The organism is Streptantibioticus rubrisoli (assembly GCF_024436055.1).
GTDB lineage: Bacteria > Actinomycetota > Actinomycetes > Streptomycetales > Streptomycetaceae > Streptantibioticus_A > Streptantibioticus_A rubrisoli.
This window is the reverse complement of record NZ_JANFNH010000014.1, coordinates 68380-86281: the sequence shown is the minus strand read 5'-3', so window position 1 is coordinate 86281 and position 17902 is coordinate 68380. Positions and strand designations below refer to the sequence as shown.

11 protein-coding genes and 2 pseudogenes are annotated in these 17902 nt (G+C 67.0%); 3 read left to right on the top strand and 10 right to left on the bottom strand.

Going from position 1 to position 17902, the window contains the following annotated elements:
- Window positions 1-13: 13 nt before the first annotated feature.
- Together NON19_RS15175 and NON19_RS15170 are read right to left on the bottom strand one after the other, a co-directional pair.
- Window positions 14-1051: a helix-turn-helix domain-containing protein gene (locus tag NON19_RS15175; protein WP_255928296.1), complete on the bottom strand. Its 1038-nt coding sequence runs from the start codon at window positions 1049-1051 to the stop codon at window positions 14-16.
- A 352-nt stretch (window positions 1052-1403) separates the two neighbouring features.
- Window positions 1404-4325 carry an AfsR/SARP family transcriptional regulator gene (locus tag NON19_RS15170; RefSeq protein ID WP_255928294.1) on the bottom strand — a complete coding sequence of 974 codons (2922 nt, stop codon included), beginning with the start codon at window positions 4323-4325 and terminating at the stop codon, window positions 1404-1406.
- Window positions 4326-4742: 417 nt separating this feature from the next.
- Between NON19_RS15170 and NON19_RS15165 the strand changes: the two genes are divergently transcribed.
- Window positions 4743-5258, top strand: coding sequence for a hypothetical protein (locus tag NON19_RS15165; RefSeq protein WP_255928292.1), 516 nt, complete (start codon window positions 4743-4745; stop codon window positions 5256-5258).
- Window positions 5259-6326: 1068 nt separating this feature from the next.
- Here NON19_RS15165 and NON19_RS15160 read toward each other — a convergent pair.
- The 6 genes and pseudogenes from NON19_RS15160 to NON19_RS15135 form a co-directional block, all read right to left on the bottom strand.
- Complete coding sequence (locus NON19_RS15160) at window positions 6327-6845, bottom strand: hypothetical protein (protein WP_255928290.1); 519 nt, start codon at window positions 6843-6845, stop codon at window positions 6327-6329.
- 197 nt (window positions 6846-7042) lie between these two features.
- Window positions 7043-7168 (bottom strand): annotated as a pseudogene (locus NON19_RS15155) (IS5/IS1182 family transposase); the annotation flags it as partial.
- 140 nt (window positions 7169-7308) lie between these two features.
- Entirely contained in the window at window positions 7309-8187 is an 879-nt protein-coding gene (locus tag NON19_RS15150) for an alkaline phosphatase family protein (protein WP_255928288.1), read from the bottom strand.
- A 156-nt stretch (window positions 8188-8343) separates the two neighbouring features.
- Entirely contained in the window at window positions 8344-10497 is a 2154-nt protein-coding gene (locus NON19_RS15145; protein ID WP_255928286.1) for an alkaline phosphatase family protein, read from the bottom strand.
- 790 nt (window positions 10498-11287) lie between these two features.
- Window positions 11288-11734: a hypothetical protein gene (locus NON19_RS15140; protein WP_255928284.1), complete on the bottom strand. Its 447-nt coding sequence runs from the start codon at window positions 11732-11734 to the stop codon at window positions 11288-11290.
- A 195-nt stretch (window positions 11735-11929) separates the two neighbouring features.
- A complete protein-coding gene (locus NON19_RS15135; RefSeq protein WP_255928282.1) occupies window positions 11930-12436 on the bottom strand; it encodes an ester cyclase in 507 nt (168 codons plus the stop codon).
- 157 nt (window positions 12437-12593) lie between these two features.
- Here NON19_RS15135 and NON19_RS15130 point away from each other — a divergent pair, with 157 nt between their 5' ends.
- On the top strand, window positions 12594-14078 hold the full coding sequence (locus NON19_RS15130; protein ID WP_380607610.1) for a helicase domain-containing protein: 1485 nt from the start codon (window positions 12594-12596) through the stop codon (window positions 14076-14078).
- A 12-nt stretch (window positions 14079-14090) separates the two neighbouring features.
- Here NON19_RS15130 and NON19_RS15125 read toward each other — a convergent pair whose 3' ends face one another.
- Together NON19_RS15125 and NON19_RS15120 are read right to left on the bottom strand one after the other, a co-directional pair.
- Window positions 14091-14666, bottom strand: coding sequence for a nitroreductase family protein (locus NON19_RS15125; protein WP_255928280.1), 576 nt, complete (start codon window positions 14664-14666; stop codon window positions 14091-14093).
- A 490-nt stretch (window positions 14667-15156) separates the two neighbouring features.
- Window positions 15157-16449 carry a glycosyltransferase gene (locus NON19_RS15120; protein ID WP_255928278.1) on the bottom strand — a complete coding sequence of 431 codons (1293 nt, stop codon included), beginning with the start codon at window positions 16447-16449 and terminating at the stop codon, window positions 15157-15159.
- A gap of 848 nt (window positions 16450-17297) precedes the next feature.
- Here NON19_RS15120 and NON19_RS15115 point away from each other — a divergent pair.
- A pseudogene (locus NON19_RS15115) lies at window positions 17298-17747 on the top strand (VOC family protein).
- Window positions 17748-17902: the final 155 nt, after the last annotated feature.

The window sequence follows — 17902 nt, the reverse complement described above, 5'->3', positions numbered from 1 at the left end:
GAGCCCCCACTCGCTACGGGTGCAGTCCCGTTGAGGGCTCGCTGCGGCAGCCGGGAGCGTTGAGAGCTGTAGCCATCCATTCATAGGGCACCGGGACACTCACGTTGTCCTCGCGCGTCGCCCCGTTGATGGTGGCTACCAGCGACAGGTACCTGCCGTGGGTGTCGGTGAACCGGGCCGCGATGTGTGCGGCACGCCGCTGGAGTGCCTGCCGGTGGAGGTCTTTCGCGACCAGGAGGTTGGCGGCCACCTGGCGCCGGAACTCGGTGGTGTCTTGTCTCCCGGTGAGCTCGACGAGAGAGGCCACGTAGCGGCGGGCGATGTCCTGGGCCTGCGGAGAGTCCGCGGGTAGCCCGGCCTGGTATGCCGCCTGGGCGTCCCGCATAATCGTCGCCCCCTTCTCGATCGAGTCCGGCACCGGCGGCGTGGTCATGAGGCGCCCTTGGGCGGTGGAGTAGGTGTCGTGGAGGTACTCGCGGACCGAGTGGCGAAAGGCGTCGTCCTGCACCAGGTCGGCCAACTCGATCCAGGCTTCCAGTTGTTCCGTGGTGGGCTCCGCAGGCAGATTCGGTCGCATGCTCCGTAACCGATCGACGAAGGCGGGGTGGACGTCGAGGCCGTCGCTGATCTCGTACCAGAACTCGTCGATGAGCCGGTCGCGGTCGTCGTCGGACATGGACACAAGCTTGTGCATGAGACTCACCTGTTCGGCCGGGGTGTGTTGTTTCACGATGGTCCGCAGGACGGCCCGCCTGGCCCGGAGGCGAAGCGCCTGGCGCTCGACGAGCGCCAGATGTGCCGCGGCGAGGTCGCGGAGCGTCGTCTCACCGGCCAGTAGCTGACGGATGTCCTCCAGGCTGGCGCCCAGTTCGCGGAGAGTTCGGACGAATTCGAGCCTGGCGATGGCCTGAACGTCGTAGAGCCGGTACCTGGCGCCCGTGCGGGCGGCCGGAGCGACGATCCCGGCGTCGGCGTAGAACCTGATGGCACTGACACTCAGGCCGGTGCGGCGCGCCACATCTCCGATGGGGTACAGCTCGTTGTCGTCCACGGCACCCACTATGGGACCTAAAGCAGGTTGAGGCTCAACCCCGGGCCCGCAAGGTCGCCCTTGCCGAATACCTCCTCCATGCAGGCGGGAAGGGGTTTTTCCGGTGCCTGCACACCAGGCCATGGCTGGACGGATGGATACGCCCGCGCGAGCGCGGTCACCGCGGCATGATGGGCAATCGTGCTGCTCCGCTTGGCCTACCTGACGATGATGAAGGCCTTCGCCGCCCTGCGCCTGCTGCCGAGAAGCGGTCGAGACAACCCAGGCGCGGGCGCGGGACGGGGCCGCAGCGAAGACGGCTGTCCGGCTCTGTCATATGGGCGTTGTTCCGGCACGCGCAGCGTCAGTTGGGTCAGGGCGACGATGGTCGCGCTGGAGCTTTCGTCTGGTTGATGTCGCCGATCGTCTGCCACAGCCGCAGCGCCCGCCCGCGGTGCTGGCGCGCCAGGTCGTGGACGCCGGCGGCGGCGTCCAAGTCGCCGATCAGTTGCCAGCACGCGGCCTCGTCCTGACGGTCGCCGTGCCGGTGGAACAAATCCGCCGCGCGCTCCAACGCCGGGGTCGCCCGGTCCCGGTCGTGCTGACCGGCGTACACCCGGCCGACTTCCAGCAGCGTGTACGCGGCGCACCGCTCGTCGGCCAGTTCCTCGAAGGTGGCCAACGCCTGCCGCAGGCAGAGCAGCGCCTCGTCCGGATCACCGCGCTGATCGTGCAGTCGGCTGAACCGCCGCAGCACGACCGCTACCCGATGCCCGTCGTCGAGCGCCCTGGCCTGGCGCAAGGCCTCGCCGAACCAGGACTCCGCCTCGTCGAGTTCGCCCTGCATGAGCCTCATCACGGCCATCGAACAGGACAGCTGCGCTTCGAGGTGCCGGTCGCCCTCACCGACCGCGATGGCCAGCGCCTGCTCGAAACGTTCGACGGCTTCGTTGTCACGGTCCTGCACCCGGCTGACCGTGCCCAGCATCGCCACCGACAACGCCTCGCCGCGCTTGTCCCCGCCGTCCTGGCACAACTCGACGGAGGACTCCAGGGCACGGGTCGCGCCGTCGAATTCGTCTCGGTAGATGTGCAGTTGGCCAAGACCGCGCAGTAGCACCGATGAGCCGCGCACGTTGCCAGCGGCCTCGGTCGCGTCCAACGCGAGCCGGTGGCCGTGCTCCCAGTCCTGATACAGGCACCGGTGGTCGTAGTAAGTCACCGGGCTGGCCGCCAGTTCCCAGGCTAACTCGTCCAGTCCCCAGTCCACGGCCAGTTTCACCGCGCCGAGCAGGGTGTCGCGTTCCGCGTCGAACCAGCCGACCGGGTCGGCCAGCAGCCGGTCCACGACCGCGTCGGGCAGCGACCGGCGCGGCGCCGAACCGGGCGCGGCGGCCAGCAGCCCGGCGGGCAGCCGATCGGTGCCGCGCTCGGCCAGATCGAGCCAGGTGGACAGCACCCGGATGATCGCGTCCCGCTTATCCGTCGTCGGCAGCGAGGCGGCGATCTCCACGGCACAGGTCCTGATCAGGTCGTGCAGCCGGTAGCGCGGCTGGCCGATGGCGTCGGTGGCGGTGAGCCGCACCAGGCTGGCGTCGACGAGGGTGTCCAGCACCTCCTCGGCGTCCGAGCGGTCCAGCAGAGGGCCGACCACCCAGCCGGGCAGAGTGTAGGCGCCGAGCAGACCCAGCAGGCTCAGCGCGCGTACCGCGTCGGCCGGAAGCAGCCGTAAGCTCAGTTCGACGCTGGCTCGTACGCTGAGGTCCCCGATCCTCAGCTCGGCCAGCCGCCGGGACTCATCCTCGATCCGTTCCCGCAGCACCCGCAGCGACCAGGCCGGGCGGCCGGTGAGCTTGGCGCTGGCGATCCGGATCGCCAGCGGCAGGTTGCCGCAGCAGTCGAGGATGGCGTCGGCCTCCGCCGGTTCCCGCTCGACCCGCCGCTGCCCGACGATACCGGTGAACAACTCCCGCGCCTCGGCCGGGCTGAGCACGTCCAGGTCGATGTGCCGGGCGCCGGGAAGTTGCGTCAGCAGAGTGCGGCTGGTGATCAACACGGCGCAACCGTCGGCCCCGGGCAGCAACGGCAGCACTTGGTCGGCGTGACCGGCATCGTCCAGCACCACCAGCATGCGGCGGTCCGCCAGTAACGACCGGTAGAGCGCGGCGCGTTCGGACAGGCCGTTCGGTATCGCGCTGCCGGCGATCGAGAGCGCGCGCAGCACCTCGGCCAGCATCAGCGCCGGGTCCCGCGGCTCGTCCGATGTCGCGGCGAGGTTGAGGTAGAGCTGACCGTCGGGGAAGCTGGCGCTCGCCAGCCGTGCGGCGTGTGTCACCAGGCAGGACTTGCCGACACCCGGGCCGCCCACGATGACGGCCACCGGAGCCCGGTTCGGCGCCGACCCGTCGAGCAGTCCGGCGACCTCGGCCAGTGCCTGCGCCCGGCCCACGAAGTCGGGTACATCGAACGGCAGTTGACGCACCGGCATCGCCATTGCCAGCCCGGTGGCCGCCGCGTCGGGACTTTCCGGTGGTGTGTCCGAGGGACCGCTTGCCGGGACCGGAGCCGCCAGGGCGGGATCGGCGGTCAGGATGCGCTGATGCAAGGCCTGGAGCGGCGCGGTGGGATCGACGCCGAGTTCGTCGGCCAGCGTCCGGCGCAGCCGCTCGTACACCTGCAGCGCCTCGCCTTGTCGCCGACACCGGTAGAGGGCGACTATCAGGTGTTCGGCGACTTGCTCGTCGTAGGGGTGCTCGCCGAGCAGGGCAGTCAGTTCGTCGATGACCTCCCGATGGCGCCCCAGGTCGAGTTCGATGCTCAGGCACTGTTTCTGCGTGGCCGCGCGTTTCTCGTTCAGCCGTGCCGCATCGATCTCCAGGACCCGGCTGGAGATGTCGACCAGGGCGTTACCGCGCCAGCAGGCCAGCGCCCGCCGCAACGCGACAGCTGTCTCGAACGGGGCCGTGTGCCGTTCGGCGAGGTACCGCTCGTGGTCGAACTCCAGCAGGTCGAGCTGATCCGGGGCCAGGTGGATCTGGTAGCCGCCACGCCGCGTGCTGATCAAGGAGCCGGGCGCTCCGCACGCCACGAGGTTGCGGCGCAGCCCGGAGACAGCGTCCTGGACCTGCCGCACCGCGGTGTTGGGCGCTTTCCCGTCCCACATCACGGCGACGAGCCGATCCATGGCGACGATGTTGTTGGCGTCGATCAGGAGCGCAGCCAGCATCTTGGCCTGCCGCGGTCCGTCGAACCGGACCGCGCGTCCGGTGATCTGGGCGTGTAACGGCCCCAGCACGCCGAATCTCATGTTCCCCCCGGCACGTGAAGACCAGCGCCGATTCCCCCGGCTGACCTCGCACTAGGACGAATCTAGGACGGGCGACGGACCCGTGTCCATAGCGTCACCGTGGGGCACGCAGCCGTTCCCGAGCAACGGAAGGAACAGCAAGGAAACGTTCGGTCAAGGCAGTAGTGGTGGCGGCGACGATGGCCGTCGCCGCTGTACCTCTGCCGGAGTGGCCCAGGCCCATGGCTGACCGAGGGGTTGGTAGGACCGCGGTTTCTCACCGGCCAAGCGGCCACCCCAGCCGAGGCAGCACGGTCGATCTGAGCCGAAATTCGTCACCGACGCAGGAAAGCGCCGGATGAGGAACGAGGCTCATGCTCATTCGTCTCGCGCACTACGCGAAATCGTCGACATTGGAAGGCACTTATGAGTCTCAAGAAGGCACTCACCGTCTCGGCGGCCGTTGCGGCCTCCCTGGCCGGCAGCCTGCTCACGGCGTCCGGCGCGCATGCGGCCACCCCGTCGTCCGGCAGCCACGTCGTCCGCCCGGCGTACAGCGCATACGCGTGCCGGTCATGGACTACAGGCAACTACGCATACGTCACCGACAACATCTCGATCGACTCCTGTTACTGGGTCGAGGACAACGGATACACCATCTCCGCCACGATCCCGTTCCAGAATTACTCCGGCACCGGCGTGTGGTACTGCGCGCACGCGATCGACGTCAACACAGGCCGCTGGGCTCACGACTTCGGCTGCGGTTCCGGGATCTCCACCGGCCAGGGCTCCACCAAGGCGGGAACGGGTGGAGGGGGCAACGGGTACAGCGAATACTGGGATGCGCCGGCGGGCACCTACGTGGTCTCCACCGGGTTCTGGCTGAACGGCCACTACTACGGTGACGTACAGAGCCCGAGGACCACCATCGGAGCGCACTAGCCCATCAGGGCCGAGCGGCTGCCGGTCCGAGGCACAAGACCGGTGGCCGCCCACTCTCTCCCTCCGGGTTCGGCTGCCCGCCCACTCTCTCCGGGTTCGGTTGCCGGGTAGCCTGCCGGGCGCGTTCGTGGCGTTCCCATTGCGCCGCCTGCGTCGGGGTGCCGCGCACAAGGCCGACGTCGCCGAGAAGCGCCCGCTGTCCTTGGTGGTGTCGGCGGCCAGTGAATCTGCGCAGGGGCGCTCGTCCTGACCTGGTTCTTCGCTGATTGTCTGGCAGGCCGACTCCGCTCAGTTCCGTCAGCATGCGTTGTCCGGCCCCGTTGAGCAGGAGTTCCGCGTCAGCCCGCAGAGTGCCGCGCTCATGCGGGGTGGCTTTCCTTGATGGCCGGGCAGGGCTCGGTCCAGTCGTCCTCATGTGGGCCGGGGTTTGGATTCGTGCCCTTGGCGCCGTGGGTGAGTTCCGTTGCAAGGCGTTGCCTGCCGAGCGAGAGGAAATGATGGTCGATGAACAGCCGTGGGATGAGGTGCCGGAAGCATGTGGCCGGCGGTGTGGCGGCCTTGATGCTGGGGGCCGGAGGATTGATTGCGGGTGCTGCCGTTCCGGCGCAGGCCGAGTCGTGTCAGGGCGTCAGCGTTCTTGGTGCCTCGGGCACCGAGTGTGTCACGCCTCCGGGCGGAATTGTGAACGTGTCGGGGAGGACGACGTTCGTGAACTTCTCGGCTGACACGGCGACTGTTACCTGTGGTTTCGGCTCGGCTGTCCTGCCCCCCAACCCTTACGGGTTCCATACCCGTGACTTCGAGGGCAAGTGCTCTGTCAGCTTCCTTCCCGGCTGACGGTGTGTGCGGGGACGGTGCGGGCTTACACGGGGGTCGGCGCCGTACCCGACACGTTGGGAGCAGAGTACGGCCACCGCTGTCGGTGTTCGGCCGCGTGTTCGGCAGGACATGTGCCGCGCCGAGTTGTCGCCGGTCAGTCGCAAAGCGGTCCCCCATGCGGTATAGGGCGTCGGCTTGCCCCATGCGATCGCCGCGTGCTCGGAGGAGGGGCAGTGCGTAGAGGCCATCTCATTTGGAAGAGCGACGCTTGGCGCGTCGTTGATGCCGGGCTATTTCCTCGATGGCCTGCTCAATGAGGATGTGCTTCTGTGCCTGGGGGCTCCTCTTGACCAGAGCGCTCATCCGCTGGGCCTCTTCGATGCTCGGTAGGTGCCCCACCAGGAGCACTGGTAGCAACAGGCGCCGGACAAGGACTTCGTTGTCGGAGGTGACCTGCGGCCGACGCACGACCGAGACGTTGACCCGGATGGCGTGTTCATTACCGAGCCGGACACCTGGCCGGTCTGTCTCAATCGCGGCATAGCGGAAGCCGTGGGCCAGGTCGCAGGCGGAGCAGGCGACAGGGCCGCGGCTGAGCCGGTCACCGCATTCGGAGCAGACCAGTCTGTCAAACGCGGCGTCCACCACCCGCCAGTCATGACGGTCAGGTTCGGCCGTCACCATCTCGGCAAGCGCGACTTCCTGGTCGCGGCTGACGTCCCAGTGGCGCAGGAAGACAGACCACTGCTCTTCCACGATGCCGTCCACCAGTTCGCGGCAGGAGGTACACGCCGGCGCGCCGCTGTACTCGTATCCGCCGCATTCTGCACAGCGGCGTAAAGCCGCCCCGACCGCGGGTCTCGCCATGACCTTCCTCCGCCAGCGCCGGTGCGGCATGCGCGATGACCGGCGATCTCGTTGTCCCGTGGAGAGTTTCTCCCATCACTACTGGCGGGAAAAGCGGTTTACGGCTTCGGCGCTGTTAGGCGGCGACAGCAGATGAAGGTGCGGGCCAGCGCTGCGAAGACCAGGAAGTGCTCGGCCTTGCGTTCGTAGCGACGGTCCAGGCGACGACAGCCGCCCAGCCAGGCCGTGCAGCCGGGTCGAGGACTCGATGCCCTTGCGGGCGATCCACGGCGTGAGCCCGCACGTTCGCGATCGTCATCCGGTCGGCATGGGCGGGGACCGCGGTTCGTTCTCGCGAGCCCCGCCTTGGTGCCATGGAGAGCTACTAGTTCCAGATCCCGGTGATGTCGGAGGCGGTGGCGGAACTGCCGGCGTAGGGCAGGCCCTCCATGTCCTCGATAGTGCGCAGCAGACTGAAGTGGTTGTACGTGGCAGACGAGCTGCTACCAGATGTGACCGGCTGCCCGTACAGGACGGTTGCGACGTGGTTGCCCGAGGTGCCGTCGTCCTCGTCCCAAGTCACCACGAGCAGACTGTTGTTGGACTTGGCCCAGGTCGCGTAGGCGCCGAGGTTGGTCTGCAGCCAGCTGTCGCCCTGCTTGACCGTGCCGTCGTGCATGTCGTCATCCAGGTTCGGGGTGATGAACGTGACCGGCGGCAGGGTGGTGTAGTCGGTCGGGAACTGCGTGAAGGTGTCGGCGGTGGAGTACGGCACGTTGCTGAAGCCGAACCAGGGGTTGTGTTTCTGTGCGTATGTGGCGCCGCTGGTGCAGACGGTGTCGCCCTGGTAGGGCAGCGACTCGTTGTAGCTCACCCACGGCTTGCCCGCCGCGATCAGTTCCGAGCCGAGGTTCGCCGCGGAGCTGAAGCCCGGCGTGATGCAGGAGTCATCAGTGATGCCCTGCGTCGCCCCGGAGAACAGGTCGTAGTAGTTCGGCTGGCTGGGGTGGGTCTCGGCGTACATCTGCGTCAGGTTCGCGCCGCCCTTCGCGAGAGAGTTGATGTATGGGGCGTTCTTGCTGCCGATGATCTGGCCGTAGGAGTGGTTCTCCTCGACCACGACGACGATGTGGCTGGGTGTCGGCAGCCCGGCTGCGGCGTGGGCCGGGGCTGCGCCGACGCCGGTCCACGCGGCTGCGAGGCCAAGGGTGGACGCGAGGGCGATCAGGGAGCGGCGGACTCGTGAACTGGTGGTGCTGGGCACGGTTGACCTCCGTCTGTTTGGATCCAATGTCCGTCAGTGACGTACGAGGGCTGTGCGCGGTGCTGAGCGGTGTACCTCAACTGCTCACGACCGCTGCACCCCGCTGCCCTGCCCTGCCCCGCGCGGTACCGCGCGGGGCAGGGCAGGCTGTTGGGGTCAGCAGTGGTGGGCGATGAGGGTGGAGTAGTTGCCGTTGTTGGCGGTGACGCCGACGGCCCACAGGCCGCCGCCGGGGATGGCGGTCATACCGGCGAAGCCGTTGTCGCCGGTGCCGGGGTTGGGGGTGGTGTCGATTGACCACTGGCCGCCGACGCCGTGCTCGATCAGCGTCTCGTGGTTGCCGGAGGAGGGGTCGATGTACCAGCCAGCCGCGTAGGTCGAGCCGTCGGCGGCGGTGGTGGCGGAGAACAGGTCGTTCTCGCCGGTGCCGTTGTTGGGACTGTTGACCAGGGACAGGCTGGACGGGGCGCCGGAGGCGACCTCCGTGGTGTAGGGGGCGGTGCTGTTCTCCCGGTCGCCGACGATGCTCAGCGCGGAGTCCGAGCCGGTGACACCCAGGGTGGTCAGGCTATCCGCGGAGTCAGTCGGCGAGTTGAGCTGCGACCACTTGCTGCCGTCCCAATGCTCTACCAGCGCCTGGCTGGGGAAGGCGGCGCCGCTCTGGCCGACCGCGTAGACACTGCCGCTGGAGACGGCCTTGATGGCGTAGAGCAGGCTGCCGCCGCCGTTCGGGTCCACCGACGGGACGACGGACCAGGTGCTGCCGTTGTAGTGCTCGGTCAGCGGGTGCATGACGCCGTTCGCGTCCTGCTGGGCGCCGATCGCCCACACGTCGTTGTCCGAGAGCGCGGCGACGCCGTAGAGGATGTTCCGTTCGCTGCCCGGGTTCTGGCTGGAGACGACGGACCACGTGCTGCCGTTGTAGTGCTCGACGAGGGTGTGCTGGGTCCAGTCGGCGTCGATGTAGTAGCCGACCGCCCAGGTGCTGCCGGTCGGCAGTTCGGAGACGCCCAGCAGGCTGTTCTCGTTGGATCCGACGTTGGGCAGCGGATACTCGGTCCAGTTCGAACCGTTCCAGTGTTCGGCCTGGTTGGTCAGTACGTTGGGGTTGTTGGAGTTGTAGTAGTCGCCGACCGCCCAGGCGTCGGTGGCCGATGCGGCCGAGACCGCGTCGAGGTTGTTGTCCAAATTGCCGACGTTGGGGCTAGGCACCTGGCTCCAGCCGCTGGCCGGACAGGTCAGCGTCGTACCGGTGCCCTTGACCGGGCTGCCCGTCGGCGAGATGGCGTCGTTACCGTTGTTCGGCGGGGTGTAGGGCGCGGGCAGGGTGGGTCTGGTCGTCGAGCCGGTGGTCTGGAAGAGCGGGGTCATCGGGGTGGCGCCGCAGGAGTTTTGCAGGCAGCCGAGTCCGAAGGCGTCCTCCAGGCTGGCGAGCAGGCTGTAGTGGTTGTAGGAGGTGCTGTCCTGCACACCGCGGGGGCCGTGGTTGGTGATGACGGCGTTGACGACCTTGTCGTTCGCCGTGTTGCCCTCGTCGAAGGTGACCACGATGGCGTTGTTCCCGGACTGCCACACGGGCGAGGAGGTGATCTGGTTGACCGTGTTGCCCACGAACTTGTCGCCGTTGGCGACGAGCCAGTTGTCGTCCACGTCCCCGGGCTTGCCAGAGTCCACACACCACGGCGGAGCGCCGTGCATGTCGTTGCACTCGTCCGGGATGATGTAGGAGAAGTTCGGCACCTGTCCGGAGGCCAGGTCGGTGCTCAGCTGTGAGAGCGGATTCTGCTTGGCGAACTCCGCGGGCGTTTGCATGTTGGCGAAGTTGTCAACGCCGTTGTGCTTGGCCACGTACTGGGTGTCGCTGTCCGGAATGCCGTTGCACTTCGCGGGGAAGCAGTAGCCGCGGTAACCGGCGTACGGCATGCCCTGGTAGTAGCCCTTCCAGGTCTTCCCGGCTGCTTCGAGCTGGGACATCAGGTTGGGCTGGTTGACCGTGTGGCCGGGGAAGAAATACGGGTCGTCGCTGCTGATACCGAAGGTGCTGCCGCCGAGCATGGCAACGTAGTTGGGCTCGCTCGGGTCGCCGACGCCGGTGTAGCGGGTGGCCGAACCGTAGTCGGCAGCCAGAGCGTTGATCTCGGGCGCAGCCGGGTTGCCGATGATCTGCTGGTAGTTGTGGTTCTCGTCGACCAGCATGAAGACGTGGTCGTACTGTGGGAAGGACGACGCGGCCGCTGTGGCGGCGCCGGTCGTCGGAAGGAACAGCAACGCCGCGGTAAGCGCGGCGATCGCTGCGAGCAGACGCTTCATCGAACCTCCATGACGGAAGGAACTCTGACGCGTGCGGTGGGGGTTCGCGCTGTCCGGAGGAAGCACGACGCAACGGTCGTCAAGCATCACGAGAAGTGGGGAAACGGACCAGATCCCGCCTTCTGAACATCCGAAGAAGCGTGGACCGCGGGCCAGTTACCACCGATCACACTGAGAACCCTGTCGGGTTCCAGAACTCGGCCTGGCCCAGTGATCAGCGGCTATGGAGAGAGCACCACGCTCCGGGAAGGATCTCGGACTGTGCCGCTACGTCTGTCTACGTTGTCTTCGCCCGGCTGCTCGGCTGATTGGCACTCCTCTGCCGTTCCTCAGCGTCCAGGGACATCGAGCCGCAGTTGGTCCTGCGGCACGAGGTCGCGGCACTGCGCCGCACGAACCCCAAACCACGCTTCGACTGGGCCGACCACGCGTACCTCGCCGCGCTGATCCGACCGCCGCCCAGGGCACTGCGACGGCAACGTCTGGTCACGCCGACACGATTCTGCGGGGGCACCGCCGCCTGGAAGTCCCCCAACTCCTGTGCGCTGTCGGGTACGCCGGGGACTTTCATCCAGACAAGGACGTCCCGGGTGGGCGGGGACTTATCCGCCGACGACGACAACGGGTTCGCCTTTGCCACGGCCGGTGCGGTCACAGCGCCGCCCTTGATGGAGATGAAGTGGGGCAACTGTGGCAGCCGTGTACCGATCGGGGGCCGTCGTTGCGGGACGGTGACGACTCAACTTCCCCGGAGTGAACGCCCCACATGTTTCGTCGAGTTCATCGGGCCCTAATTCACCTGGCGGATCGACGCGCCGACGAGGACGCCGTCGGACACGACATATGTGCCGTCGTACACCTTGACGGTGCCGTCGGTCTGAGTGGCGTACAGCGCCGCTTGCACCTGGGATGATCCGAAGCCACTCACACTGCCCAGTGTGATGCTCTCCGTGGTGCCGAATCCGGCTACCCATCGGTCGTAGGTCGTCCCGGCGATGTTGGAGCCGCCGAGCGCCCACGCGGCCGCATAGTTGTGATCGGTGATGTCCTGGTAGTACTGCGAGACGACGGCCGAGGCATTCGTCAGGTGTGGTCGCGGCGCAAGCGGCGGCGCTGGCGTCGTGGCGGCCGGGACAGCGGCCGTCGGAGAAGCAGACGAAGTGGCGGACGCAACCATCGGACTTGGTGACATCGAGACGGGTGCGGAGCGCGTCACTGTGACGGTCGGCACGGGCAAGGATGCGACCGTCGTACCAGAGCAGGCGGCGAGGGGTACGCAGACTGCGAGTAGGACGACAGCCGGAACGGTACGGCGCACGGCTCCCCCTATTTGCGTCGAGGCGAGGTGAGGGAACTGTGGCAGCGTCAGGGAGACAGTGTGCAGCCTGTTGCCAGAATGTGACCGTTCAACTTCTCCACCCGCAGGCATGCGTCACACACTCGTCTCGCGGACCCCGCCCTCTTCGGCCCAGCGCAGATGGGGCATCTGGAGGTCCGCCGACGAAACAGACGGGTCCCGGGGCCTGGTGGGGCCGGAGCGCCTGCCCCAGCTCGGTCGCGGGCCGACCGCTTCGCGCCTCGGCCCCGTGGCTGTTCCCGCATTCCGTGTCCCGCGTTCCGTGTTCCGTGTTCGTCCGTCCGTCAGTTGCCGGTGGGCACCCCGCAGGTCCAGTTGCGCCCACCCCCTGGTGACCTTGCCGTCGCGCGCCTTCACGATGCGGATGGCGTCGAAGGAAATCCGACGGCCGGTGGGCTCGACGCCGAGGAACTCGCCGATGTGTGTGGCCTCGACACGGAAGCGGATCGTGACGGCGTCAGCGCCCTCCACCACCACGTCCTCGTGCATCTCCAGGTCCTTCCACGGCTCCACGATGTTCTTGGCGTAGTGGCCGACCGAGACCTGGAAGTCGGTGAGCCAACCGGTCAGGCGCCCACCCACGACCAGGTCCGCACCTGGCGCACCGAAGTCGGTGAACTGGTTCAGATGCTGACCGCTTTACCCCTTGTTACCAGCAGGTCTCTGATAGTCCTTCTGCCCGGGCATGGGGAGATGCCCGGCGCGGCGTCCTCGGGGCGCCGCAAGGGAGGGGATGTACATGGGCACCACCACGCGCGAGCACATCATCGCCATCGAACAGAAGGCAGTGGACCGCGCCTACGACTGCTACGCCGCGAGGCTGGCCGAACTGACGAGCAATTCGCTCGCCTTGGCCTCCGCAAGCGGCAAGGACAGCGTCGCCAACCGGATCGACGGCGAGAGGCGGGCCGATGCCTACGGCGGCCTCGGCAAGGAATCGCTGGTCATCAGCCGGGTCGACGTACAGGAGAAGCCCGGCGACGAGCCGGAGACCTGGTACATCGGCCGCCGTGGCGTCCGCGACGCCACGACCGGCGACCCTGTGGTCCTTCTCTGGACCAGCCCGCAGGCGAAGAAGTGGGCCGAGGCACTGCCCACCGCCCCGGGCGAGGTGCTCTTACGACGGAAGCTGCGCTGCACACAGCGGACCGTCCAGGACTACTTCGACGAGATCGCCACCACCATCTCCGCGCCACAACCGGCTTCGAAGGCCGCCGGTCAGCCTGCGACCGAGACTGCGCCCCCAGCGACCGTCCCACGGCAGCGGGGAGGAAGACGCGCGCCGGTGCCCACCCCCGCACAGATGGCCAGCCAGCGGCGGAAGAAAGAGGCCGTTGGGCCCGACGACTTCCTGCTGCGCGAACTCCAGCGCTCGCGCGGCGGCAGGATGCGGGACATCGTCGAGACCATCCGGCGGGATCAGATGGCCCTGGTCACCGATTCGCCCTCCGACATCCTCATCGTGCAAGGCGGCCCCGGCACCGGCAAGTCTGCCGTCGGCCTGCACCGGGTGACCTGGCTCGTCCACAACAAGCACTTCCCAGCTCAGGATGTGCTCGTCATCGCCCCCCACCAGAGGTTCCTCGACTACGTCGGACAGGTCCTGCCCGCCCTCGGCGTCCGCAACGTCAACGCCGTACAGCTAACTCGCCTGTGGGACGGCGAGATCCTCGGCGAGGACACCCCGCGGGCACGGCTGGTCAAGTCCGACGATCGTATGGCGGCCGTCCTGCGACGGCGCGTCGAGAACGAACACCGCCCCGAGGCCATCGACGACCTCACCACGCCCCCCTCCTACGAGGGCGGCGAGGCGGAACTCACCGTCACCGCCGGCAGGACGACCCTGCGCATCCCCCGCTCCGAACTCCACGCCCTCCTCGACCAGGTACAAGGCGGTGGCGGCGCCTACCGCACCCGCCGAGAACGCTTAGAGGACGCCAGCAGCAGGGCCCAACTCCCCACCCACGACCGGGGCTTGAAGTTGACCGCGGCCTTCGACGCCTTGCTTACCGACGCCGGACTGAAGCTCCTCACCACCGGCATCCAGACACCGCGGAGGAACTCGCTGGGTTGGTTACCGGGTCCGCACATTCCAGAGGCGCGCGCCAGCTCGCAGCACCCGACCCCTGCTGCTCAGCGAAGGTCGCGTCACCGCCATCGAAAGCCCCATCCCGCACCACCGCTGGGCATGCACGCCATGGAGCCAGGACACCAGACCTCTTGATGGGTGACCGCATCAGACGGGGTCGGCCACTCGCGAGCGGATCGCACTGAACCGCGTGACGTGGTGAGCTACATCGCCCAGAGGGCGGCGACTGTGGAGGGCCGTCGCCTCGGGTGTTCCGATGTCCAGGGAGCCCAGCAGCCGTTCGGGGTCCGCCAGACCCAGCAGCCTGCGGGCTGCCGGGCTGGAGCTGAGCCGTCCGGTGCGCCAGATGCTGCCGTAGTTGCGCGCGTGTAGTAGCAGCATCAGGGCGTGGACCATGCAACTGGTCGCTGCCAGCTGCTCCCACTCGGGGACTTTGTGCTCCGGACACGGTGTGAAGACCAGCGCTGCGACCAGCGGCGCCCGTCGGCACTTCTCCCTGAGCGTCTCGCCGGGGATGTCGTCGGCTTGCGCCGCGGCCTCGGCGGCGAGGCAGGTCCCAAGGGTGTCGCGGTCCTCCCCTCGTAGCAGGACCCAACGCCACGGCCGGAGCCTGCCGTGGTCGGGCGCGGTACTCGCGCCCTGGAGCAGGTAGGTGAACTCCGCGTCACCGGGGGCGGGTTCGCGAAGCACCTGTTCACTGCGACGAGTCAGTATCGCCGTCATGACGTCCACTTCAGCCTCCGTTACCGAGTCGTTGAGGGGCCGCTGCCTGGATCGGACGTGTCCCAGGTACGTCGCAAAGCCGTTGCCGGTTCACACGGTTCACACAACGGCGGGTGCTCCCGGCCCGCAGCGGTGCGTCCAGGCGCAGGTCGGCCTGCCCGAAATCGGGGTGGCCAGTCCGACGTTCATGGCCAACCGCCGGAGGCCTCTGCGACCTTGGCTTCGTGCCGCGGCGCCACCATCGCTCAGCTGGGAGTCATGCCTCTACATCAACTACATCAACGTGCCTGTCCGCATCGTCACGCTGGCGATGGGCTAGCTGTTCCTGAAGGACACACCGAACGCGACCGGAGCGCCAAGTCCTTGTGCATCCCCCGAGATCGTACTGTCGCGCGGCACGCTGTTCTTGCTGGTGTGGGCTCTGTGCATGCGCACCCAGGCCTCGACCACGCTCGTCGTCGAGAGGAGTTCGACCTTCCGGCTGCACGAATCACTGGTGGGATGGCGTGGCCATTTTCAGCACTAGGTCAGCGGCACGGCTGGCTCCACCTGCCTCTCGCACACGTGCGGACCAGTATTCGGCGCGCTCCTTGAACGCGTCCTCGGTCAGCAGTCGGGTGAGCATGCCGACCAGTTCTTCGCTCGTCACGTCGGCCGGCCGACGGACAGCCAACCCAACGCCACTGTCGACAGCACGCCGAGCGATCCCATAGCAATCGAGCCACGCCGGCATGACCAGTACAGGCTTGCCGAAGTAGATCGACTCATGGAAGCCGTTGGACCCACCATGAGTGACGAACGCTCGCACGTGCGGATGGGCGAGCACATCGAGCTGCGAGGGAACCCAGTTTTCGATACGAAGATTACTGGGCAGCTCCGAAGCGGCGGGTAGCAGCTTCTGTTGAGCCGCTGAGACCTTCCACAGGAATTTGTGTTTCGGACCGAGTTGCTCGATCAGGCCAAGAAGTGCCGAGATTTGACTGGGCGACAACTGCATCATAGTGCCGAAACCCATATAAATGACCGACGCGTTGTCGTCAAGCCATTGCGACAGGCTCGAGTCCTCGAGCCGACCGATTGAGGCTTCCGACACGAACGCTCCGACCAAATTGACCTGAGGCGGCACAGGGAACTCGTACTCAACCCCAAAAACGGACGATGTGAGCACGAGCGTTGCCGCGTCGACGTAGTTGGCCGGTGCGCCGCCGGGGTTCTTGATACCCATCGCCTTACGTTTCTTGGTGAACTCGATGATCGGCGTTTGCGTGGCGACGGCCATCGCGGTTCGCAGTTTGAAGAGAACGTTCGAGGCGAACTGGATGATGCTCATGCGCCTCGGCAGGTCCGACATCGGGCTCGGGTAATCCCACGGAGTCCTGGCGGCCGTGCTCGGCATCGCGGGCACCGTGAGCGCGAACGGCGTGCCGCGGGTCATCGCCGCGTCGATCGCCGGGTAGGTGAGAACATCGATAACCATACAGGCCGGATCCAGCGAATCGATGATATCGAGCGTCCGTTGGTACCCGTCGACACTGCGTGTAAAGTCGATGTGCCGTCGGGTAAATTCCACGAGGCCGTCGGTCCTCATCTGCCCGCGTTGCAGCAGAGCCAAGAGCTCGCCATCAACAACTTCGACCCGCCGTTCTCCAGGTTCGTCAAGGGGAAGGAAGTTGATCTTAGAGTTGGTTGCCGCCGCCTCAATATCAGCTTGATATCTCGAACTTGCCACGAACCACAAGTCGGGCACACCACGGCGTGACAGTTCCGCCACTATGGCGAGCAACGAATTGAGCTGACCCGTCTGAAAGTCGCAAGCAAATAGTATAGGACGGCCTGATGAAGTCACTGAGCGTGCCCGCTTCCTGGATTGACGACCGCGGTGAAATCTGCGCTGCGGTATCGGTCGACTACGACCACCGCGCCGGACGGGCGTCTCCGCGCACGGTCGACGGCGCGCGCCAACACTTCGGTGCTTGGCCGGAGCCATTGCATGTGCCACGGACGATGCGCTCGACGTTCGTGGCACCTGCAACGGCTCCGGCTGCCGACGGCCCCCGACCCGGCTCCTCGGCTCGTGCGGTCACCGACGCTGACCGTGCCTTGGCGAGGGGCAGCCTGATGAGCCCAGGTAGGCGTTTCGCCTTCGCGGTGCGGTCGCTCCGGTTCGCTCGTGGTGCTTCGCGAGTCGCCGAACGCTGTGAGTTTGTCGACGTCGCCGTGGGCTGCGGGCAGCAGGCGGGTGGCGGTGTCGCTACACGAAGACATCGTCTCCCTCTATTCAGTGCGGCTGTATCAAGGCACCACCAGGGCGCCACCGAGTCGAAGGTCAGAAACTATCACCGTCCGGCACTCGACCCGCGAGTTTCGGTCACGTCCCAAGGCGTCAGCCACCGGCTGCGGGACACTTTTGACGTGGCATCGAGTGGTTCTACCACGAGTTGAAAGAAGCGGGATGGGACGCCGACACGAGTCGGCCGCGCGCTCATCCTTGCGGCATGGTAGGCGGCAGCGCATCTGGCAGAAACTGGCGGACAGCCTGTTATGAATTAAGGGGCCAACGGCTGAGCTCGCCCTGCGCGGCAATGGCACCTAGGGGTTTCGCTGAAGAAAACGCGCCAATACGGTGGCTCGATGATGTCGATCAAGACGTTCCAAGTCACCTTCGACGGCGCAGAACCTGGGCGCCCCGCCCGTTTCTGGTGCGAGGGTGTCGGGTTATGCCGTACCGCCGCCACCGGAGCGGTTTGCCACGTGCGGTGATTTCAAGCGCTCGCAGCCACCGGAGCAGCAGGACGCGTGGCTTTCCTGCATTGACCCTTCAGGGGTGGGTCCGCGGGTGTACTTCCAGTGTGTCCCCGAAGAGAAGGCCGCCAAGAACCGGCTGCATCTTGGCGTAGGGGTCGGCACGGGACTCCTGAGTGAAGAGCGCCTCGGTGAGGAGCGCCTCGCCGCACTTGAGGCCGAGTGCGCACGGCTGGTCCCGCTCGGTGCGGTACACATGCGAACGCTGTATGACGGCAATGAGGATGACGCGTGCATCCCGATGCCGGGCATCGAGGCAGCGAGTTCTGCCTCGGCTAAGGGGCCGCGAACATCCCCTCCTTCGGTCCGGTCCCGCAGAGCGGTGTACCGGCGCGGACGCGCTTGATACCCCCGCTGTTCGGCGGCTTGGCGCCCGTGGGCCATGAGAGGGGATCGCTGCTAGACCATTCGGCGAACGCGCGGGTGTCCGGCCG

What these genes read in the sequence shown, in the direction of transcription:
- NON19_RS15145 (WP_255928286.1), bottom strand. Translation starts at nt 10,497, where the DNA reads ATGAAGCGTCTGCTCGCAGCGATCGCCGCGCTTACCGCGGCGTTGCTG.
- NON19_RS15130 (WP_380607610.1), top strand. Translation starts at nt 12,594, where the DNA reads ATGGGCACCACCACGCGCGAGCACATCATCGCCATCGAACAGAAGGCA.
- NON19_RS15165 (WP_255928292.1), top strand. Translation starts at nt 4,743, where the DNA reads ATGAGTCTCAAGAAGGCACTCACCGTCTCGGCGGCCGTTGCGGCCTCC.
- NON19_RS15125 (WP_255928280.1), bottom strand. Translation starts at nt 14,666, where the DNA reads ATGACGGCGATACTGACTCGTCGCAGTGAACAGGTGCTTCGCGAACCC.